The organism is Bacillus paramycoides (assembly GCF_038971285.1).
Classification (GTDB): domain Bacteria; phylum Bacillota; class Bacilli; order Bacillales; family Bacillaceae_G; genus Bacillus_A.
Genome location: NZ_CP152427.1, coordinates 3,454,526 through 3,476,327 on the forward strand (window position 1 = coordinate 3,454,526; position 21,802 = coordinate 3,476,327).

At 35.4% G+C, this 21,802-nt stretch carries 24 protein-coding genes; 8 read left to right on the plus strand and 16 right to left on the minus strand.

Annotated features, from left to right (window positions below; translation table 11 throughout):
- Positions 1–70: 70 nt before the first annotated feature.
- Positions 71–646, minus strand: coding sequence for a TlpA family protein disulfide reductase (locus AAG068_RS17730; protein ID WP_342715258.1), 576 nt, complete (start codon positions 644–646; stop codon positions 71–73).
- Between the two features lie 251 nt (positions 647–897).
- Here AAG068_RS17730 and AAG068_RS17735 point away from each other — a divergent pair, with 251 nt between their 5' ends.
- On the plus strand, positions 898–1,155 hold the full coding sequence (locus tag AAG068_RS17735; protein ID WP_342715259.1) for a hypothetical protein: 258 nt from the start codon (positions 898–900) through the stop codon (positions 1,153–1,155).
- Positions 1,156–1,178: 23 nt separating this feature from the next.
- Here AAG068_RS17735 and AAG068_RS17740 read toward each other — a convergent pair whose 3' ends face one another.
- Positions 1,179–2,828, minus strand: coding sequence for an ABC transporter ATP-binding protein (locus tag AAG068_RS17740; protein WP_342715260.1), 1,650 nt, complete (start codon positions 2,826–2,828; stop codon positions 1,179–1,181).
- A 116-nt stretch (positions 2,829–2,944) separates the two neighbouring features.
- Positions 2,945–5,668 carry an aconitate hydratase AcnA gene (gene acnA / locus AAG068_RS17745; protein WP_342715261.1) on the minus strand — a complete coding sequence of 908 codons (2,724 nt, stop codon included), beginning with the start codon at positions 5,666–5,668 and terminating at the stop codon, positions 2,945–2,947.
- Between the two features lie 290 nt (positions 5,669–5,958).
- On the opposite strand from acnA, the gene sspO reads away from it, so the two are divergent.
- Positions 5,959–6,108: an acid-soluble spore protein SspO gene (gene sspO, locus AAG068_RS17750; protein ID WP_000518051.1), complete on the plus strand. Its 150-nt coding sequence runs from the start codon at positions 5,959–5,961 to the stop codon at positions 6,106–6,108.
- A 41-nt stretch (positions 6,109–6,149) separates the two neighbouring features.
- Here the strand turns inward: sspO and pdaB are convergent, their stop codons facing one another.
- Together pdaB and AAG068_RS17760 are read right to left on the minus strand one after the other, a co-directional pair.
- On the minus strand, positions 6,150–6,875 hold the full coding sequence (pdaB, locus tag AAG068_RS17755; RefSeq protein WP_342715262.1) for a polysaccharide deacetylase family sporulation protein PdaB: 726 nt from the start codon (positions 6,873–6,875) through the stop codon (positions 6,150–6,152).
- A 45-nt stretch (positions 6,876–6,920) separates the two neighbouring features.
- Positions 6,921–7,184, minus strand: a complete 264-nt coding sequence (locus AAG068_RS17760) for a hypothetical protein (protein ID WP_342715263.1) — start codon at positions 7,182–7,184, stop codon at positions 6,921–6,923.
- A 121-nt stretch (positions 7,185–7,305) separates the two neighbouring features.
- Between AAG068_RS17760 and AAG068_RS17765 the strand changes: the two genes are divergently transcribed.
- Together AAG068_RS17765 and AAG068_RS17770 are read left to right on the plus strand one after the other, a co-directional pair.
- Positions 7,306–7,428, plus strand: a complete 123-nt coding sequence (locus tag AAG068_RS17765; RefSeq protein WP_000042141.1) for a small acid-soluble spore protein P — start codon at positions 7,306–7,308, stop codon at positions 7,426–7,428.
- Between the two features lie 124 nt (positions 7,429–7,552).
- Positions 7,553–7,939: an Hsp20/alpha crystallin family protein gene (locus tag AAG068_RS17770; protein WP_142337733.1), complete on the plus strand. Its 387-nt coding sequence runs from the start codon at positions 7,553–7,555 to the stop codon at positions 7,937–7,939.
- A 193-nt stretch (positions 7,940–8,132) separates the two neighbouring features.
- Here the strand turns inward: AAG068_RS17770 and AAG068_RS17775 are convergent, their stop codons facing one another.
- On the minus strand, positions 8,133–9,371 hold the full coding sequence (locus AAG068_RS17775) for an MDR family MFS transporter (protein WP_342715265.1): 1,239 nt from the start codon (positions 9,369–9,371) through the stop codon (positions 8,133–8,135).
- 68 nt (positions 9,372–9,439) lie between these two features.
- Complete coding sequence (locus AAG068_RS17780; RefSeq protein ID WP_000965145.1) at positions 9,440–9,847, minus strand: hypothetical protein; 408 nt, start codon at positions 9,845–9,847, stop codon at positions 9,440–9,442.
- Between the two features lie 137 nt (positions 9,848–9,984).
- Between AAG068_RS17780 and AAG068_RS17785 the strand changes: the two genes are divergently transcribed.
- Positions 9,985–11,187 (plus strand): alanyl-tRNA editing protein, encoded by a 1,203-nt coding sequence (locus tag AAG068_RS17785; protein WP_342715266.1) that lies wholly within the window; start codon positions 9,985–9,987, stop codon positions 11,185–11,187.
- Between the two features lie 44 nt (positions 11,188–11,231).
- Here AAG068_RS17785 and AAG068_RS17790 read toward each other — a convergent pair whose 3' ends face one another.
- Positions 11,232–11,675: an NUDIX hydrolase gene (locus tag AAG068_RS17790; protein WP_098346158.1), complete on the minus strand. Its 444-nt coding sequence runs from the start codon at positions 11,673–11,675 to the stop codon at positions 11,232–11,234.
- Positions 11,676–11,779: 104 nt separating this feature from the next.
- Between AAG068_RS17790 and AAG068_RS17795 the strand changes: the two genes are divergently transcribed.
- Positions 11,780–12,361, plus strand: a complete 582-nt coding sequence (locus AAG068_RS17795; RefSeq protein WP_342715267.1) for a DUF6434 domain-containing protein — start codon at positions 11,780–11,782, stop codon at positions 12,359–12,361.
- Positions 12,362–12,368: 7 nt separating this feature from the next.
- On the opposite strand, the gene AAG068_RS17800 is transcribed toward AAG068_RS17795, so the two are convergent.
- From AAG068_RS17800 to AAG068_RS17835, 8 genes are all read right to left on the minus strand, one after another.
- Positions 12,369–13,460, minus strand: a complete 1,092-nt coding sequence (locus AAG068_RS17800; RefSeq protein ID WP_342715268.1) for an acetyl-CoA C-acyltransferase — start codon at positions 13,458–13,460, stop codon at positions 12,369–12,371.
- A complete protein-coding gene (locus AAG068_RS17805; RefSeq protein WP_342715269.1) occupies positions 13,453–14,916 on the minus strand; it encodes an acyl-CoA synthetase in 1,464 nt (487 codons plus the stop codon). Before AAG068_RS17805 ends, AAG068_RS17800 begins: the two co-directional genes overlap by 8 nt.
- A 66-nt stretch (positions 14,917–14,982) precedes the next feature.
- Positions 14,983–15,558, minus strand: coding sequence for a biotin transporter BioY (locus AAG068_RS17810; RefSeq protein WP_342715270.1), 576 nt, complete (start codon positions 15,556–15,558; stop codon positions 14,983–14,985).
- 123 nt (positions 15,559–15,681) lie between these two features.
- A complete protein-coding gene (locus AAG068_RS17815; protein WP_342715271.1) occupies positions 15,682–17,295 on the minus strand; it encodes a long-chain fatty acid--CoA ligase in 1,614 nt (537 codons plus the stop codon).
- A gap of 135 nt (positions 17,296–17,430) precedes the next feature.
- Positions 17,431–18,081 (minus strand): ABC-2 transporter permease, encoded by a 651-nt coding sequence (locus tag AAG068_RS17820; protein ID WP_342715272.1) that lies wholly within the window; start codon positions 18,079–18,081, stop codon positions 17,431–17,433.
- The gene (locus tag AAG068_RS17825) at positions 18,082–18,933 is read right to left on the minus strand and encodes an ABC transporter ATP-binding protein (protein ID WP_342715273.1); all 852 of its coding nucleotides are present in this window, start codon (positions 18,931–18,933) and stop codon (positions 18,082–18,084) included.
- A gap of 46 nt (positions 18,934–18,979) precedes the next feature.
- Entirely contained in the window at positions 18,980–19,768 is a 789-nt protein-coding gene (locus AAG068_RS17830; protein ID WP_342715274.1) for a helix-turn-helix domain-containing protein, read from the minus strand.
- A 450-nt stretch (positions 19,769–20,218) separates the two neighbouring features.
- Positions 20,219–20,422: a hypothetical protein gene (locus AAG068_RS17835; RefSeq protein WP_000810212.1), complete on the minus strand. Its 204-nt coding sequence runs from the start codon at positions 20,420–20,422 to the stop codon at positions 20,219–20,221.
- A 152-nt stretch (positions 20,423–20,574) separates the two neighbouring features.
- Between AAG068_RS17835 and AAG068_RS17840 the strand changes: the two genes are divergently transcribed.
- Positions 20,575–21,387 (plus strand): GNAT family N-acetyltransferase, encoded by an 813-nt coding sequence (locus AAG068_RS17840; protein ID WP_342715276.1) that lies wholly within the window; start codon positions 20,575–20,577, stop codon positions 21,385–21,387.
- Between the two features lie 151 nt (positions 21,388–21,538).
- Positions 21,539–21,751, plus strand: coding sequence for a CsbD family protein (locus AAG068_RS17845; protein ID WP_342715277.1), 213 nt, complete (start codon positions 21,539–21,541; stop codon positions 21,749–21,751).
- Positions 21,752–21,802: the final 51 nt, after the last annotated feature.

The following is a 21,802-nucleotide window of genomic DNA, read 5'->3' on the forward strand; positions in this document are numbered from 1 at the left end:
AACATGCTGCTATCACTACGTGAAAAAGAAAAGGCAGAAATGGTAACTTTCCACCTCTACCTTTTCACCGTTATTTTAATTTAGCAATCCGTTTCTCCATCTCTTTTTGCGTCATCGGTCCAATAAACTTATCTTGAATGACACCTTTCGTATCTATAAAATACGAAGTTGGGATCGTAATGACTTTATACGCTGTTGTCACATCAATATTTTTGTCGAATAAAATAGGAAAAGTAATTCCTTTCTCCTTCGCAAAATTGCTTACCTTTTCTACTCCCCCACCTTTTTCTGAAGGCGTATAATTTATTGCTAAAATTTCTACGTTTTCTTTATGTTCTTTATAAAAAGCCTCCATATCCGGCATTTCTTGCTGGCAAGGCCCACACCACGTTGCCCAAAAGTTTACAATCACTTTCTTTCCTTTTAAATCTGATAACTTTACATTCGTTCCATCTAACTTCGTTAATGTAAAGTCTGGTGCACTCTTCCCTATTTCAATACCATTACTTGCAATCATCTCTTTCATAGCAGCTTCACTTTTTTCTTGCTCTCCTTGTACCGCCTGATCGTTTTTACCAAACTGTTCATAAGCTGCATATCCCGCTAAACAAAGTAACACTACAATAATCGTAAGCTTCCGCCACATTTTATATCACCCTAACGTGTTTATCTTCTAATAACTTAATCACTCAAATACTCTATACCTTATTTTAGCTTATACGGACAAGCTTGGAAATATTCACAGTCGAAATAATTAGAATATTCTTATTTTAATTGTGATTTTTTCCTTTTTATCATATAATTAGAAAAACAGATGAAGTGTTGCTTATCTTCTTATGGACCCATTCACCTTTTTCCTCTCGTAGTTATAAACCTACAACAAAAGGGGGATTGTTTATGAATTCATTCGAAAAAACAACATTATATATTCTTAGTTTTCTTTTATACCCAGTCGGTATTATTACATGGATCATTTCACTCTTTAGTAAAGATCTTGAAAAAAAGAAAGTAGGACGTATTTGTCTCTACGTCTCTCTAGTCTCATTCGTCCTTTTCTTAATTCTTGGAATTGCCACTTTCCTTATGACTACTACTTTTAACGTTGATCTAAATCACTCCGAATCTATCGAGTATCAACTAAATGACGCTGAATAAAGATAAGAGCAATGCTCTTATCTTTATTCACATCTCTTAAAAAATGAATGACTATTTATTAATTTTTCAGGACTCTCACATACAACAATATTTCCTTCTTTCATTATGACAATACGATCTGCTAGTACCGCCCTCTCAACATCATGTGTTGCCACAATTCTCGTGACCTCACTTCCTAATCCTTCTATCATATTCCAAACAATTTCTTGATTGCTCGGATCTAATCCCGCAGTCGGTTCATCTAAAATAATAAGATTTGGATTTGAACCAAGTGCTCGCAATAATGCAAGTCGTTTTCTTTCCCCTCCCGAAAACTCTTCTCCGCTTTTATGTAGTACAGTTTCAATCCCTTCTGATAAATCTCTAATAATCGGTTTTACATTAACAAGTTCAATATTTTTTTCTAACTGATTTTCTAAATATACTTCTCCGAAATACATATTCTCTTTTACTGTCGTCCGAAAGAATCGAGGTTCTTGCCACATTGTCGTCATACGTGCCTCATTACCATAATAAACAATGCTACCATTAGATGGTTTATACAAACCTGTCATTAATTTTAAAAGCGTTGTTTTTCCTGCACCACTTTCCCCCACAATCATAACGAGTTCACCAGGTTGAATTTGCAAATCAACATTATGAATTCTGCATTTCTCTCCATCGCTTTCCTGAAATGAAACATTTGTTATCGTTATCCCCATCGCTCTTTCTACCTTACTATCTGCCCCTCGTTTATCTAAAAAAGAAAAAACTCTATTTGCCGAAGCGACTGCAACTTGTGTCATCATTAATAAATCGCCAACGTAACGAACTGGAAAAAAGAGCATTTCAATTGTGGCTAACACGGCAACAAGTGAACCAACTACCATTTCCCCCTTCATTATTTTCTGCGCACCTATAATGAGAACAACGATATATACTCCTGTTTCAATCACTGTTCCAACTACTCCAATGCAGTGTTGCACCATCGTCTTCTTTACTTCTGTTTTATAAGATTGTGCTGTAACTCCTTTAAATAAGCGAATGGCCCACTTTTCTTTTTGCAAACTACGTAAATCTTGTACTCCTTTTATAAACTGTGACACCATCTCTACAACACTTGACTGATTGTTTTGAGCAATGCTTGCAATATTTCTTACCTTTTTCCCCATAATCATTGGAACAACTGCACTTAAAAATAAAAACGGAGTTACCCACAATATGAACTTTATATCTATACGTTGTAGTGCTATGAACGCACCTACAAATTGCGCAATAGCGTGTATATATTCTATGAATATAGAACCATATAATCTAACCCAATTCGGAATATCAGACACAACTAACGTCTCTAACTCTCCTTGTTTAATCTTCTCACTCTCTCCAAATGATAATAAGAAAAAATGCCGCAATACATCTATACGCGTCTTTCGCAATATTCGTTGACTTGCTTTGGAGCTTATATAATCAAATGAAAGATTGTTCACCCACATCAACAAGCGACTAACTGCAAACAAAGTAATGTAAAGGTACGTTCCCTTTAACTCTCGTTGAATAAGATTGTCTATAATTAGCCCCATGAATATTGAACGGGATAAATTTAAAATAGCTGCAAATAGTCCACTACATACAGCTGCTATCACCAATATTTTCTCTTGTCGTAGCGGTAACAATATTCTTTTATATTCTTTCATGATATTCCCTCCATTTTTATAGTAAAAAGAAAGGGATGAAACCACTTGGTTTCATCCCTTTCCATAAAATAAGGAAGCTAACAGTTGTTAGCTTCCTTATCGTTCATTTCAATTATTTAGTTCGATACTTTAGATTCTTCAATTTTCTCACGAAGAACCATTTGTAAGATACCACCGTGACGGTAGTAGTCAATTTCAACTTCACTATCGAAACGAGCTACTACTTCAAATTGTTTTTCGTTGCCATCTGCATCAGTTGCAACTACTTTTACAAGATCGCGTGGTCTAACTGTTTTGTCAATTTGAATTTCAAATGACTCGTTACCGACAAGACCTAACGTTTCAGCGCTTTCGCCATCTTTAAATTGAAGTGGTAACACACCCATTAACACTAAGTTACTACGGTGAATACGCTCGAAGCTTTCTGCGATTACTGCTTTAATACCTAATAAGTTTGTACCTTTCGCAGCCCAGTCACGAGAACTTCCCATACCGTAATCTTTACCAGCAACAACTAGAAGGCCTGTGCCATCTTCTTTATATTTCATAGCAGCATCATAGATAGACGTTACTTCACCAGTTGGCCAATATGTTGTATATCCGCCTTCTGTTCCTGGTGCGATTTGATTTTTAATACGGATGTTCGCGAATGTACCACGCATCATAACTTCATGGTTACCACGACGAGAACCGTAAGAGTTGAAGTCAACTGGTTGTACGCCGTTTTCTAATAAGTAGCGTCCAGCTGGTGTGTGCTTACCGATTGAACCTGCTGGTGAAATGTGGTCTGTCGTTACAGAGTCACCAAATTTACCAACTACGCGTAAGCCTGATAACGTTTCAACTTCACCTGGTTCTTTAGATAATCCTTCAAAGAATGGTGGGTTTTGAATGTATGTTGAATCATTATCCCAAGTATATAAAGCTTCATTTGAAGTTTGGATTTCATTCCAGCGCTCATTGCTATTAAATACTTGTGCATATTCTTTCTTGAACAGTTCAGATGTAACAACGCTTTGAACTACATCTTCGATTTCTTTAGCTGATGGCCAAATATCGTTGAAGTAAACAGCATTGCCATTTGCATCTTTACCGATTTCATCATTTTTCAGGTCAATATCAACAGTACCTGCAAGTGCATATGCCACAACAAGTGGTGGTGATGCTAAGTAGTTTGCTTTTACAAGAGGGTGAATACGACCTTCAAAGTTACGGTTACCAGATAAAACAGATGTTACAAGTAAATCATTTGCTGCGATTGCTTCTTCTAATTCTGGCGCTAATGGACCAGAGTTACCGATACAAGTCGTACAGCCGTAACCAACTGTTTGGAAACCTAATTGATCTAAATATGTTGTTAAACCTGATTTATCTAAGTATTCAGTAACAACTTTAGATCCTGGTGCTAATGATGTTTTTACGTACTCAGGTACTTTAAGTCCTTTTTCAATTGCTTTCTTCGCAACTAAACCTGCCCCAATTAATACGTATGGGTTTGATGTATTTGTACAACTTGTAATTGCAGCGATTGCAATTGCACCTGTTTTCATCGTTACTTCTTTATCTTCTAATGTAACCTTCACTTCTTTATCGAACTCTTGCTCATTAAATCCAAGTCCTTGTGTTCCAACTGGCGCTAAAACAGCTTTGTGGAACGCATCTTTCATCTCTGAAAGTGGAATTAAATCTTGTGGGCGTTTCGGTCCAGAAAGGTTAGATTCAATTGTATTTAAATCAATTTCAACAAGATCAGTGTAAATTGGATCTTTGCTGTCTGCTGTATAAAATAATCCGTTCGCTTTACAGTATTCTTCAACAACGCGAATTTGCTCTTCATCTCTACCTGTTAAACGTAAGTATTCTAATGAAATTTCGTCGATTGGGAAGAATCCACAAGTTGCGCCGTATTCTGGTGCCATGTTTGAAATTGTTGCACGGTCAGCTAAAGGCATGCTCTTTAGTCCATTACCGAAGAACTCAACGAATTTACCAACTACACCCTTTTGACGTAATACTTGCGTTACTTTTAATGCAACGTCAGTTGCTGTAGTACCACTTGGAAGTGTACCAGTTAATTTCACACCGATTACTTCAGGTACTGGGAAGTATGAAGGCTGTCCAAGCATTCCTGCTTCTGCTTCAATACCACCAACGCCCCATCCAAGAACACCGATACCGTTAATCATTGTTGTATGTGAGTCTGTTCCAACTAATGAATCTGGGTATGCAACTAAGTCACCTTCAGCATTTTTTACAGCATGAACAACTGGTGCTAAATATTCAAGGTTTACTTGGTGTACAATACCTGTAGCTGGTGGAACTGCACGATAGTTATCAAATGATTTTTGTGCCCAGCTTAAAAATTTATAACGTTCTTCATTACGTTTAAACTCTAAGTCCATGTTGAATGCAAGCGCGTCTGCCGTACCCGCTCTATCAACCTGTACAGAGTGATCAATTACAAGGTCTACAGTAATTTCCGGATTAATTTTATCAGGATCCCCACCCATGTCTGCCATTGCTTTACGAAGCGAAGCCAAATCAACAACAGCTGGAACACCAGTGAAATCTTGTAAAATTACACGAGATGGTTTAAATGGAACATCGATATCTTGCACATCTTTCGTTCCCCATTTCGCTAAATTTGTAACATGCTCTTCTGTGATTACACGTCCGTCTACTTGACGAAGTACTGATTCAAGTAAAACTTTCACGGAATATGGTAATTGAGATACGTTGCCAACCCCTGCGTTTTCAAGCGCTTTCAAATCATAATAATGATACGTTTTTCCATCTACTTCAAAAGTTGCGCGTGATTGAAATGGATTATGTTTGACCATTATGTTTCCCCCCTGTTAAACGTGACTAAGTTGTCTGAATATAAAATGTAGACAAACTTTTCAATACCTTACGATAATATCTTATTACAACTTTCTAAATAAGTAAATAATAAGAAACTTATAGATTATCATAAGTTTTCTTTATGTTTCTAAATTTGAATAGTGTTCATGTTCCTTATGAATACTATTACCATAAAGTAAAGTGCTCTATTAGCGCTTTCTTTACAGTTCATACATACTATGAACTGCTCATCATGCAACTTACAAAAAAGTTATAGAGGTGAAATAAAATGGGTAAAAGAAAAGCAAATCATACTATTTCAGGAATGAATGCGGCATCTGCCCAAGGACAAGGTGCTGGTTATAACGAAGAGTTTGCAAATGAAAACTTAACTGCTGCAGAACGACAAAATAATAAGAAACGCAAAAAGAACCAGTAACGAAAAATCCCAAAAGGAACATTCACCTTTTGGGATTTTTTCTAATGTTTATAACGTAACAATTCCGAAACCGTTACAAATCGATAGCCCTGCTTTTTCAGTTCAGGTAAAATTTTTGCTAGCGCTGCTACTGTTTGACTACGATCATTTCCCCCGTCATGTAACAATACGATATCTCCACTTTTAGCATGTTTCACTACATGATTTACGATAGATTCTACCCCTGGATTTGCCCAATCACGTGGGTCTTGATGCCATGACCATAGAACAGTTTGATAACCTGCTTCTTTCGCTGTTTTAAATACAGCATCGTTAATATATCCGCCAGGTGGACGGAATAGCAAAGGTTCTTTCACCCATTTTTTAAAAAATTTCTTTCCATCTAAAATATCATTTTCTAATTTTTCATCCGATGAATTACTCGCATACAAATGATTCATCGTATGATTTCCAATTTCATGTCCCTCTTTTAACACCTGTTTCACTAAATATGGATTACGCTGCACTCGAAATCCAATCATAAAAAATGTTGCTTCTGCTTTATATTGACGTAATAAATGTAAAACTTGCGGTGTATAAGTTGGATCTGGGCCATCATCAAATGTAATGGCAATAATCTTTTCATTATTAGGTACTTCCCACGTTACATAGCCAGTTGGTTCTAGCTCTTTTCTGAGCAACATTTTCGCTTCCACTTTTTCAATTTGAAATATATGTACTGCGCATAATAAAGAAAAAACGAATAGAAAAATTTTCTGTTTTCGCATAATGTTCATTAAAGTAAGAGGTTGTCGAATACACAACAACCTCATTTACTTTTCTAATTGATCTACATGTTGCATAATATTTTGGAGATTATTTTCGTATTGCTCAAGTTGTGGGCGTTGTGTTTCCGAAGCTACTTCTAACGCATTTTGAATCTGTTCATACGCCTCCTGAACCTCTTGGCGTAACTCTTTTAAATCATGACCGTAGTTTGGATTATTTTTCACAATGTTGTTATATGCATGCTCTGCTTGTGTAACTCCTTGCTGCGCTGCTTGAAAAGCTTGCTGTTTATCTTTATGATATGGCATTATATAATCCCCTTTCCATAATAGTTAGTCCCAATTATCTTTACCTTTTTTTCTAAAAACATTCTCGTATAAATTTGCAAACTTCTCTCATTCTAAAGAGAAAGAGGAGGTGTCACATACAATGAGCAAAAACAATCGTGAAGCAAAAGAAAAAAAGGGACAACCTGAACCATTAAGCGGATCTCATAAAGTAAAAAACCGTAACCATTCACGCCAAAAACATCATGCACATCATGATATGTAAAACTAAAGGTTCACACTAGCTGCCTTTACCACATACAATGTTTATATTTTTCCATTTATTCTTCACCCCTACTTCATTCATGCATAACATAGTATGAATTGAGATTTTACGGAGGGTGTCTTACATGGGCAAGAAAAAGAAGGATTGTCTTTTTCATGTTGATGGTTTCGAAGAATGGATGGATCAGTTTTGTTCTGACTCTTGTAGTAACTTTAGTTTCCCAAATCAAATTCATATTGACCTTTGCGAAACTGAACAAGAATACATTTTGGAAACAGATGTACCAAATGTATCCGAACAAAATGTAGTCATTGAAAAGATGAAGACAGGCCTAAATATTTGCATACTTCATAATAATAGTTCTTTACAGCGGATCATTCCTTTACCCGCTACTATTATTTATAAGAAGATGCTAGCCTGCTTAGAGAATGGATATTTAGCCATTCATATCTCCAAAAATGAAGTTGCTAATAAACATGAAGAAAAAGTTCTTTTTCAAATTGAGAAGTAAAATAAATACAAAAATAAGCCCCAGCCGTCTGCTGGGGCTTATTTTATCCCGCGTTAACGGACAGTAAAACTCCCACCTCAAAATGCAGTTGGAGCAAAGAAGTTAGGTGGGAGATCAACTGTCCGTAAACGTCCGATTGGTTCAACTAATAATCAGTGGGGGATGAACACCCCCCACTGATTAAAGTTTCACTTTATTTCGCATGTAGTTCTAAATTACAATTTCTATCATCCCTTTTTTTCAATAAACCTTTTGTAACTAAAAGTACAGGAAATGCTACAGTTGCAAATATAGCTAGCGCTGAAAAAACAATAAATCCATTTTGGTACCCGTAGTAATCGAGAAGTACTCCCCCGAACCATGGACCAATTACTGCTCCAATTCCTGAAAATCCCATTGCTCCAAAATATGTGCCTTTTAAATGCGAAACAGCTATACCATCTATAAATACGTCCGTCATTGAAAACATGAGAACTTCTCCAATTGTAAAAATAATTGTGCACATAGCAGCACCTAGCATAGATTCTACTATTCCAAATCCAAACAATCCTCCGCTCACAAATAAAGTTCCCACCATTATGGATACTAACGGTGTATACTTTTTACAAATTTGAATAACAGGGTATTGAATTACGACTACAACAATCGCATTTAAAGCTAGCATATATGAAAATAATTTCACTCCATCCTGAAATATATGTGCATTTGCAAAATATTGAGATACTGTCGTCATTAAATGAGAAAAACCACAATTACTCAAAATAATACCAACCAACGCAACTAAAAAAACGACATCCTTTCGCAAAATGCGAATTGCATTTAACATCGTGACAGGCTTTTCTGTAGTTACTTTCTTTTTTTCAATCGGATACTTCTTAAATTGGAACGCTAATATAGCTGTATATAGAATGTATACTCCAGCTGCTACTAAAAACGGAATTGTTGATTTTGCGCTTCCAATCTGTAACCCGACAAGTGGGCCAATCGCCACTCCAACATTGATTGCACCGTAACGCAAATTATATACTAGTAAACGATACTCAGGTTTCGTTAAATCTGATAATAACGCTCTTGACGTCGGTTCAAAAAAGGACCTACATAATCCATTCAAAGCATTTAATAAAAAGAAACTTAAAACATGATCTGCAAGTGAAAAACCAATGAATACAAACACCCAAACGATCATAGACCATATTATAATCATATTTCGTCCGAATCGATCAGATAAATTCCCTCCGATAAAACTAGCAAACACTCCAACAAGTGCACTCGTTCCGATAATAGCACCCGTCATTCCAGCTGATACGCCTTTCACAGTCGTTAAATAAATTGCTAAAAAAGGAATACTCATTGACGTGGCGAACCTCGCAAATAAAGTCCCTATTATAATTGTCATTCCTAACGGATGAATATTTTGCAACTTCCCCTTCATCTTAAAAACCTACTCTCCCTGTTCTTACATAAAAAAAGAAAGCAAAGGATCTGCTTTCTTTTCCCTTTTTATACTTGCGCTGTTGATACCCTCGCTGTTCTCGTTATATCCATATCTATGCCATATGTAAACTGTAGTTCTTTACAAACATCTTTAATTAAAATTGCGACATTATACTTCTCATTAAATTGTAAAACGATGTTTTCTACTTCTTCATATGTATACTTATATTCCCCTGTAATGACACTTTTTAGATCAAAGCATTCATTTATACAAAGTTGCACAAGTAGCTGGTCATATTTCTCTATTACATCTTCTTTCTTCCACATTACCTCTTTTACATATAACCGATCAAACTTCACACTTTCTCGATTACAGTCCGTTAAAATCCGGGTCATTTCATTTAATTCTCGGTACAATTCAGAAATATTTTTGCTTAAACTAAGCAGTTTATCTACGCCGTTTTCATATAACATATTCATTCCACCCCCGCATTTTCTTCCTCTTATTATAGCAAGAAAATTCTAAAAATAGTTTCTTTCTTCTGAAATATTAGGAAACTAATTTCGATTGCTTTACAATGAAACTAGTGAACACGAAAGGGGAAAAAAAATTGGAGCAAAAATTATATTACACTGACGCTTATAAGCAAGACTTTACTACTAGAATTATAAAGCAAGATTATGATAAAAACGGTAACTTATACGTTGTTTTAAACGAAACAGCATTTTATCCGACAGGTGGCGGGCAGCCCCATGATACTGGAACTTTAAATGACATTGCTGTACTCGATGTTGAAGAAGTCAATGAAGAAATCCCTCACTTCACTACAGAACAATTACATACCGAAGAAGTAGAAGGTAAAATTAATTGGGAGCGTCGTTTTGATCATATGCAGCAACATGCGGCTCAGCACATTTTATCTGCTGCTTTTTGGGACCATTTTAACATACCTACGATTGGATTCCATCTTGGTAAAGAAACGGTAACAATCGATTTAGAAACAGAAAATCTTCATGCAGAAACGGTTGAAGAAGTGGTACAAATTGCAAACAAAATTGTTTTCGAAAACCATCCAATCCGTACCCTGTGGATGAACTTAGAAGAAGCGAAAACATTACCCCTTCGTAAAGAACCGACTATGACAGAAAATATACGCGTTGTTATTATCGAAAACTTTGATTATAACGGCTGTGGCGGAACACACCCGAAACGTACAGGTGAAGTAGGTCCTATTCAAGTACTAGGATGGGAGCGTAATAAAGGCGGCATACGATTAACGTTTATAGCTGGCTGGCGCACACTAAAACTTATGGGGCAACAGCAACAAATTATAAAGGATGTTTCTAAACAATTAAACAGTAGCGAGAGTGATATTCCAGCAAAAGTAGCACAACTTCTTACTTCTCAAAAAGAAAACGAAAAAGCAATACAAACAATGAATGAAAAATTATTATATGCAGAGGCAAATGAACTACTGCAACAACCTGCCGAAATACATACTAGCATACTTATTTCTCAAGTATTTACAAATCGTTCTATGCAAGAAATCGCAAAACTTTCTGCTATTATTACAGAACAACAAGAGCATGCCATTACATATTTCGTTATTCAAAATGAGGACAAACTACAATGCATCCTCGCTTGCGGAAAAACAGTCACGCTTGATATGAACGCACTTTTAAAAGATGCTCTTCCTGCAATTGAAGGAAAAGGTGGCGGAAATAAAAAGAGTGCGCGCGGCGGCGGAAAAGCGATTATGACCGGGGAAGAGTTTTTAAATCAACTTGTTTCTTCTTTACAGTCAGCAGTGTAAAACATGTCTATGAAGGATAGCTAACTGCTATCCTTCAACTATATTTACAGGCCTATATGTTGTTTCAACCCTTGATAACTCCCTGCATTTGCAAAACCGCCACTTATAAGAGTGATAAAAATTTTCGAAAAACCATACTGACTTAAATCTTTAATCGGTACCATTTGCACATCATGAATCGGATTATGATCAAACTCGTTAGAAGGTAGCGTAATTTCACCTTCAATCCTTTCAAGCAGAAACGTAATATGTAATAAAGATGGGCTAGCATCCGGTTTATCACAAACATAGAGTAGCTTCTTAATTTTAACTTCTAACCCTGTTTCTTCTCTCATTTCTCGAATCATTGCTTCTTCTAACGTTTCACCGTTCTCTACTCTTCCTCCAGGTAAAGACCAATTCCGATTAGCAACTTTTTGCTTTACTAGTAATACCTTTTCATCTTCAATTAAAATTCCCGTAACTCGAACTTGCATTACATTTTCCATATGCAATCTCCTCTTCCCGTTATATTTACAAATTAATCCTTCCACAAAAAGAACGTATGTTTTATAATTAAAGGAAATTATGGAAGAAAGAAGTTTTTATATCTATGCGTCCACCTTTAACAAAATCTATATCACTTACAGATTTCCAAAACTATTATTGGTTAAAAGCAGAACTGCAAACATTTTGTCGTGACCATGATTTGCCAGCTAGTGGCTCTAAGATCGAAATAACCGAGCGTATCTCCCATTATTTACATACTGGGAAAATATTAAAAAACGGCTCCGGCCAAAAGTTGAGTAACCCCCCCCTATCCTATAAAGATCTTTCCCTGCAAACTGTTATTACTAACAATCACCGCTGTAGTGAAGATGTTCGTGCTTTTTTCAAAGAAAAAATCGGAGCAAACTTCCGCTTTACAGTAGCTCTTCAAAAGTTTTTTAAAGAGAATGTTGGAAAAACATATGAAGATGCGATAACGTTTTGGTATGAAGAAAACGAGCGAAAAAAAGATCCTTCTTATAAAACAACGATCAGCGTGCAGTTTGAATACAATCGCTTTATTCGCGACTTCTTCGAAGATCCAAATAATAAAGGAAAATCAAACGCTGATGCTATTGCTGCTTGGAATGAAATAAAAGCAAAACCTGGTAGCAATGCCTATGTTCCTCAAAAAGTAGAAAACTAGTTCTTTTCTAGTCTTCTACTTTTTCAAATAATAGCGCTAACCCTATTCCACCACCAATTCCTAATGTCGCAATTCCATATTTCATATACTCCCTTTGTGCCTGATAAAACAAACGTGTTACAAGCATAGCACCAGATGCACCGTACGGGTGACCGAGCGCAATTGCCCCACCATTTACATTTAATTTTTCGAAAGGAATTTGTAACTCCTTTGCACAAGCAACAACTTTTGAAGCGAACGCTTCATTTATTTCAAAATAATCGATGTCCTCTACTTTTATATTCATTTCGTTTAATAATTTGTTCACCGCAAATATCGGACCAGTCCCCGGAAGATTTGGATCCACTCCAACTACAGCACTACGAACGAAACGAAGTACAGGCTTGTATTCTAATTTTCGAGCTTGCCCCTCTTCCATTACAAGAACGGCACATGCCCCATCATTTACACCGCACGAATTACCTGCCGTTACTGTACCATTTTGTAAAAATGCAGGCTTTGTTCTTTTAATCAGTCTTTCATACTTCATTTCTCGTTTTATAGCTTCGTCAAAAGATCCATTAAAAGAAAGTATTTCATCTTGTAAATATCCATTTTCTAATGCTTGCAATGTCCGTTTATAACTAAGACAAGCATATTCGTCTTGCATTTCTCGCGTTATATTATAACGCTCTGCAACATATTCAGCCGCCACTCCCATATTAGGATCACCAATTGTTTCTGGTGAAAATCGCGCTCTATTTTGAAAAGGTGATGTACTTGTACTCTCTACTCCTCCTGCAATATAACAATTACCTGCCCCGCCTTGAATGAAATGACATGCGGTGCGAATCGCTTCCAATCCGGCACCACATTGCCGATCAATCGTTACACCAGGAATATGATGACCAAGTCCTGCTTCTAAAGCAGATAATCTCGCAACATTCCCCCCTGGCCCAACAACATTACCTAATATGACATCTTCTATTTCTCTCTCAATTCCTTTACTTAAAAAAGTAAGAAGCGGCGTTACTAATTGCTGAACTTCATAATCTTTCAACATCCCATTCTTCTTACCAATAGGCGTTCTTTTCGCTTCTACTATAACCGCTCTATTCATATATCTTCTCCCGATTTCCAATCATATTTTTTGCTGCAATACGAGCGATTTTACCGCTGTCTGTATACGGTATTTCATCTACAAAATGCCATTCTTTCGGTATTTTAAACGAGGATAATCGTTGTAAGCAAAAACTTTTTAATTGTTGCTTCGTAGCGCCTCCTTTTACGATGGCGACAGGCTTTTCACCCCAATAACTATCATTCACACCAACTACAACTATTTCATCTACAGCTGGATGTTCATGTAATACACTTTCTATTTCTTCTGGGAAAATATTAATTCCTCCAAATAAAATCATATTCTTCTCTCTACCGACAATATAAATAAACCCTTCTTCATCTTCATACCCTACATCCCGTACCGTCATCCAACCATCCGTACTCATCTCTGGAACTAAAATCCCATTTAATATGTATCCCATAAAAAACTGATCACTTTTTACATAAACAGTTCCTATCTCACCTTTCTGTACTTCTTCTCCTGCTTCATTACATATTCGAACTTCCACATTGTGACAAGGTTTCCCTACTGAATTTGGCCTTCTATCGCTTTCTTCATCAATTAGTGCTGTTACAAAACTTAGTTCCGACGCACCGTAAAATTCATATTTTTGCGCATAAGGAAATATACTCTTAATTTTTTCTTTCGCTTCAGCTACCCATTTCGCTCCTGACGAAATAATTTTCACTTTATTTTCTATTACTCTATTTTCTTTATATAAAGATTCTAGCATTGTCGGCACTGTATACATGACAGAAATATGTTCTATTTCTAACCTATCCAGCACTTGATCTGAAATAAACTTTCTCATAATATGCACCGTTTGTCCTATATGTAATGCACTTATTGCACCGTATAAAAAAAGAGAATGAACGAGCGTCCCAGCTATTAAAATAGAATCTTCTTTTTTCATATGAAAGTCATGTATATTACAATCAAAACTATGAACCCACGATTGTTGTGCACGTAAAAACGCTTTTGCTTTTCCAGTTGATCCTGATGTAAATCCCATATAAAACGAAGCATTTTGTACATTTTCTACAGGCTGATATGTAGGCAGATAGTGCTCTATCATTCTTTTCCACTCATCGATTTCTATTACTCTTCCTTCTTCACCAGGTAGATCATTTATCTTATATCGTTCTGTCACAATCACATCCGGATTACTGATTGCAATTCTTTCTTTGAGCTCATCCTGTTTCCACTTTATATCTAATGGCACACAAACCCATCCGGCCATAGCAGCACCAGCAAATAGTTGTAAAAACTCTATACGATTTTCTAATACAATTGCTATCGTTTTATTCTTCGATTCTTTTCCATTCAACCAATTTGCTACTTTACACACTGACTCAAACCACTCTTTATATGTTAAAACTCGATTATTTTCCTTTATCGCTATTTTATTTGGTTGTAAAAAGGCATGTTTTTTATATTCTTTTGTAATTCCCATATAATTTGTCCCTTTCTCTACAAAATAATAAAAAGAAACACGCAATGAACGTGTTTCTTTTCTTTCTTATCCCGCATTTGTATATTTCTCGCTCTTTAGAGCAGGCGTAATTATATGTTTCAATGAACGATGTAATTTCGTTACGAGAATCGCTGCTATAATCGCTTTTAGGCAATCACCTGGTAAAAACACAGCACTCACTTTCATCGTCTCCCATACGGAAACACCCATTAAGAAAGCTTGTACAGTAATGCCAAATACATAAACTACAAAAATACCACCAATTATATTAATACATAATACCTTTATTATAGAAACTTCACGTAAGCGCTCAATTAAATAACCAATGACAAACGCTCCAACGATATAACCAAGTAAATATCCTGCACTTGGTCCAATAAATACACCTGGACCACCGCGCCCACCAGCAAGCAATGGTGCTCCAACTCCTACAATAAGTAAGAAAATAAGCTGACTTAACGCACCGAGACGTGAGCCTAACAATCCACCAGCAAGCATAACACCGAGTGATTGTAATGTAATCGGAACTGGTGTAATAGCAAGAGCAATCGGAGGTATTAATCCTAACACTCCCATAATAGAACTAAATAAAGCGACGAAAACTAAGTTTTTTGTATTCATATGTGCTTCTCCTATTTGTAAACTTAAAACGACTTTTAGATAACATATTATAGGAGTTATATTATCTTTCTATCTAGCATTTGTCAACTTGTTTTAATCATAAGTTTACAAATGTAAATTCCATTATTTCTCTTTATGCAAATGCTCAAGTTCTTTCCGAAGTGCTTGTTTTAAAAACTTCCCAACAGATGTTTTCGGTATTTCTTCCATAAATACAATATCGTCTGGTAACCACCACTTCGCAAATTGTGGTTTTAAAAATCCATATATTTCTTCTTTTGTTACTGTACTATTTTTCTTTTGAACGACGCATGCAACTGGTCGCTCTTGCCACTCCGGATGAGGAACGGCAACGACAGCTGCTTCAAATATAGCATCATGTGCCATTAAAGCATTTTCAAGGTCAACTGAAGAAATCCACTCGCCTCCGCTTTTAATAACATCTTTCGTACGGTCAACGATTTTCACGCAGCCTTCCTCGTCCACTGTGACAACATCTCCTGTATATAACCAACCATCACGAAAACCTTCGACAGTACGCTCATCGTTATAATAGCTTTCAGCGATCCATGGCGCTCGTAAACATAGTTCTCCCATCTCCGTACCGTCCCACTTCACTTCACCATTTGTACCGACTACTTTCATCTCTACACCAGGGACAAGATACCCTTGTTTTGATCTAATTTCTAATTGCTCTTCATATGATAATTCTGTTTCATAACTTTTTAAACGTGCAAGTGTTACGAGTGGGCTTGTTTCGGTCATACCATATGCATGGATGAACGGAACATTGTATTTCTGTTCAAATGCTTTAATAACACTTTTCGGTGCAGCTGCACCACCGCATAGTATTCTCGTCATACTAGATAAATCGTAACTATTATTTTCTAACTCTTGTAATACACCGAGCCAAATTGTTGGCACACCAGCAGCTAACGTCACTTTTTCAGATTGGATCATTTCTAATAAAATTTTTGGCGTAAACATCGGTCCTGGAAGAACTTGTTTTGATCCAAACCAAGTAGCAGCGAAAGGAAGTCCCCAAGCATTCACATGGAACATCGGTACAATCGCCATTGCTGCATCACTTTCCGATAAAGCAGCTGTATCCGCTAAACCGAGTGCCATGCAATGCAGTACAGTACTACGATGCGTATATACAACACCTTTTGGATTTCCTGTAGTCGCTGACGTATAACACATACCAGCAGGTGTATTTTCATCAATATCTTTTACAAATTGGAAATTTGGATCGCCTTCTTCTAATAGCTTTTCATAATGATATACAGGTTCTAGCGTAGTATTTGGAAGTTCATCTTTATCAGTCATAATAATGTAAGCTTGTACAGTTGATAGTTGTGATTGAATATTTTCAACGAGTGGTACGAGATCTTCATCAATAAGTAGCATGCGATCTTCTGCGTGCTGAATAATATATGAAATATGTTGAGGAGATAAACGAATATTAATTGTGTGTAAAACGGAAGCAATACCAGGAATAGCAAAATATGCTTCCACATGTCGATGATGATTCCACGCTAACGTTCCTATACGCTCGCCTTCTTTAATTCCTAATTTTTTTAACGCACTGGAAAGCCTTCTCGTCCTTTCACCTAACTGCTTATACGTTAACGTCGTAATTGTATCATGTGTCCGTGAAACAATTTCTTTCTTTGAAAACAGTTTTTCTGCTCTTTCCATCATAGAACTAATTGTTAGCGGTACATTCATCATCATATTGGTTATATCCCCCTTTAAAGCGTTTTCATTTTTTGTTTATTATAACAGACTTCTACAAATAACTACTATATTTTTCTGTATTTTCTGAATTATTTTTTGGAAATAATTTAGAAAATACTAAGAGAAAACATACTAAAACTCCTTCTTACGATATATAAATACCGAAATAACAAAAGAAAAGATGTATATGATAACGCCAAATATTGTATATAGAATTGAAACGTATACAGATAAATTTAAATTTGATATTGGAAATTGTTCTATTAGAAAGCCAATTACACTTTGTAATCCAAAATAAGTAACAAGTCCCCCGCATGCGCCTCCAATTGTAATAGCATCAGATTTTTCTGCTCCAAAAACATAGAGAAGCGGATAAGCTATTGCTCCGGCATTAAGAATGATGAACGTCCCTAAAGAAACACTCTTAAATATACCATCATCAATTGGTGTATCTGAAACGAAACCATGTACATAAAATATGCCGTACGATAGTAAAGTACCAATAATTACAACTAAAAAATAGAAAAGATAGTGACTTTGTACAATGTTAGTTCTAGTAACCGGTAAAGTAAGTACATATTTTTCATACCCCGACTTCCTCTCATATTTAATAACTTCAAGTGCAGGAATCGTAGCAAATAAGATAATGAGCGTAGCGATTAAACGGTACATTGAAGCATTACCAAAATAAAAAACAAATCCCGATCCTACTATCGCTATTCCCATAAACATAAAGAAAGTTCGATACACTAAATAATAGTTTGTCAATAATAAACCTTTCATTTATTTTTCACTCCTCGTTAATAAAACACTTATTTCTTCTATCGAAATGGTTCTATGAGCAATCCCATTTGGTAGTTTATGCACATCTGATACAAGTACATTGAAATAAGAACCATTATTCCTTTTCACCACAACTATATCTTTGTTGATTAAAGTTAGTTGTTCTTCATCAACATTTACAATGGCATAATTGTCCAAAACCTTATCCTTTTCTTCATTCAATAAAATTTCTCCATCTTTTATAATGATAAGATGGCTAGCTATTTTTTCTACATCACTCATAATATGAGAAGAAAGTAGTATACCACCATTACTTTTACTCACAAAACTTTTTAATTCCTCTAATACCTCCTCCCTAGATGAAGGATCAAGACCTCCCGTCGCTTCATCTAGGATTAATAATTTGGCATTATGCGACAATGCAACAGCTATAGATAGTTTCATCGACATTCCACGGGAAAACCTACCTACTTTTTCATTAGTAGGTAAAGAGAAAGAATGAACTAATCGGTAAAAATTTTCTCTATCCCAAGATTCAAACATCTTTTCAAAAACTTTGTTTAGTTGCTTTATTGTAAGATGAGTCGGTAGATTCATAGCATCGAATACGACTCCTATCTTTTCCTTATTCTTGGCATCTTTATTTATATTTTCTTTACCAAATATTTTCACTGTACCATTATCTTTAGAAATTAATTGTAATACTGTTTTAAAGGTTGTTGATTTCCCAGCTCCATTGTTACCAATGAATCCAACAATTGATCCAGACGGCACATTGAAGGAAACATCTCTTAAAACAATTTTATTTCCAAATGATTTACTTAAATTTTCAATTTCTAGAAGATTTGACATCATTACACTCCTATCTTAACTTTTAATAAAAATATGTTTTCTCCTATTAAAAATTATTCACTTTTTCTCTCACTTTCTTTTTCAGTTTAAAAATAAGACGATTACTATATTCTTTATTTTCTACTAAAATTCGATACACCTCTAATACTCCTAACACACGAACAAAAAGATAGACTCCAATTGCAATAAGTACAACACAGTAAGGGTAATACTGCACTAATTCTCCTGAAGTGATATGCTTTTTCTCAAACAAAAACGGGATTGCGCCTGCAGCTATAAAACAAAATCCAATGATTATTACTGCTGCATACTTTTTCTTAATAATCGCATATCTTTTTGTCAATTCTTTTAGAAAGTTTTGATCAAATAATAGTTCTTCCTTTTTCAATACATTGTATCGGCTCTCTTCTATCGTTGCAGGTACCATCATTGCTCCAATTCCAAGGACAGCAATAATAATGACAAGGAATGTCGACATTGTTGCATTTTCTTTAAATAATAAATACGGTATTGTCGATAAAATGAGCAAACTAAATCCTAATGCAATATATTTAGAGATTTTTTGTCCATACACTACATACCCTTCTGCCATTTCCTGACTTACGTAATAGCCCTCCACATTTTCATTACTTTGCTCAGCAGTTTCTTTTAATAAATAGTCGAGTGATACTTCAAATACATTTCCAATCATTATTAACTTTTCAGTTTCAGGAAAACCTTGACCGTTTTCCCATTTACTAACCGCTTGCCTTGTTGTGTTTAATTTCTCAGCTAATGCTTCTTGAGAAAGGCCTTTTTCCTTTCTTAATTTAAAAAGCTTTTCACCAAACCCCATATGTGTGTCCTCCTTTGTTTTCTTAACTAAATTGTATGTAAACATTGCCCTTATCTCTATCTTCCTGCGGTTGCACTTTGTCAACTTACAGTTGCGATTGTGTTATATAGTCATTTTCTATACAATTTAGCTAGTTTTCTTTTATGATTATGGCGTGAATAAAAACACCCTATATCAATAACCAATTATAACAATTAAAGGTAATTATTGTTATAAAAAATAAAAACTCCCTTATTCATTTAAAGGAGTTTTCGATATGAAATATTCCAAGAAGGGCTAATTTTCTTTCTCATATTAATTCACAATTTCTTCTATACATTTTTGTATGTTGTGCAACGATTAATAAGCATCCCACACAGTATATGTTGTCATCTCTTTATATAAGGCGTATTCATATATATGTAAAATATTATTCCTATTAACTTCTCTAATAAAAACACTTTTCAATAATCATAACGGCTTCTGCTTAAACTTTTCATAATGTCGTACTTTTAATAAAAGGACATTTCCGCAATCTGTACAAATATAAGCATCTACTGGTGAAGATGTGAACATCGTCTCCTTTTTCCGTATTTGTGCATAACCGACAAACTCACCTTCTCCTATATTTTGAGAACCACAATTAGAGCATGTCTGCACGTCTTTCTGTTTCATGAGAGCACCACCTTTAATCTGTTTCTACTCCCTTCGACAATTCACTTCCATTTCCCTTCCAAAAAACCTCTTATTCTCTTACATTTCAACAGGAATCTTAGAACAAACATCGTATATGTACTATGAAATATATTTATTGACGGAGGAATTTTATGAGTACGATTATGACGCTTAATACAGCTCAAGAAATTGAAAACGCAGAAATACATATGCTCTCTTCTAGATTAGCGTTACTGCAAGCAATAAACGGTAATCCAATGCAATTACAAATGAAAAAGTTCGGGAGTGCCACTGCTTTTTCATCAAAAGTAATTGCTGGTCCAGCTTTTAATACGGTAAAAGGTATTACATTTACAAATACAGATGAGATAGATGAAATCATTTCTTATTATCAATCGCTACAAATTCCTTGTCGTTTTGAAATTACACCCGCTCAAGGTACAACTGAATTATTTCAACACTTATCTGAAAAAGGATTTTACCAATCCAACTTCCATACAGCTTTATATAGTATACCGAGAGAAGATCGATCTCTGCTTCCTTCTAACATTTCAGTACGCCAACTGAAAGAAAATGAATTTCATATTTTTGCAGACATATATGTACGCGGATTTAATATGCCATCCTTTACAAAAGATGGAGTTCGCCATAATAACGAAATTCTTTACGATAAACCAGGATGGCATTTTTTCATAGCAGAAATTCAAAATACTCCTGCAGGCATTGGTGTCCTGTACATAAATAATGGGATTGCTTCATTAGCTGCTTCTGCTACTTTGCCAGAATTTCAACGTAAAGGCTGTCATACTGCATTAATTCAAAAACGAATAGAAAAAGCTATAGCGACAAACTGTCATTTGATAGTTGGACAAGCCCGCTTTGGTAGCAGCAGTCAAAACAATTTGGAACGTGCCCATATGAAAATTGCTTATACAAAATCAATATGGACTGCAAAAGACATATAATTAACATTCCTTCTCCTTGCATTACAATCTTATACATTTTATGACAATTCTTTTTCTATATCATTAATCATTTGAATATTCAAACTAGATACATCATTCAACTTGCAATATGAAAAGAGAATTCTAATCAAACTACAAGGAGGAGAAATGTATGACTAAACATAATCATGGTTTAAAAGAAAAAGTAGAAGGTGCTATTGATAAGGTAAAGGGTGAAGTAAAAGTAGTTGTCGGGAAAGTAACTGACAACAAAAAATTACAAGCTGAAGGAAAATGGGATAAAGTAAAAGGCACTGCTAAAGATACTGTCAGTAATGTAAAAGAGAAAGTTAATGAATATAAAGAGCATAAAGAGAATAAATAAAAAAGAACCAGGATGTACGATTGGGCAAGTAGTAAGTTACTAAAGTTTATA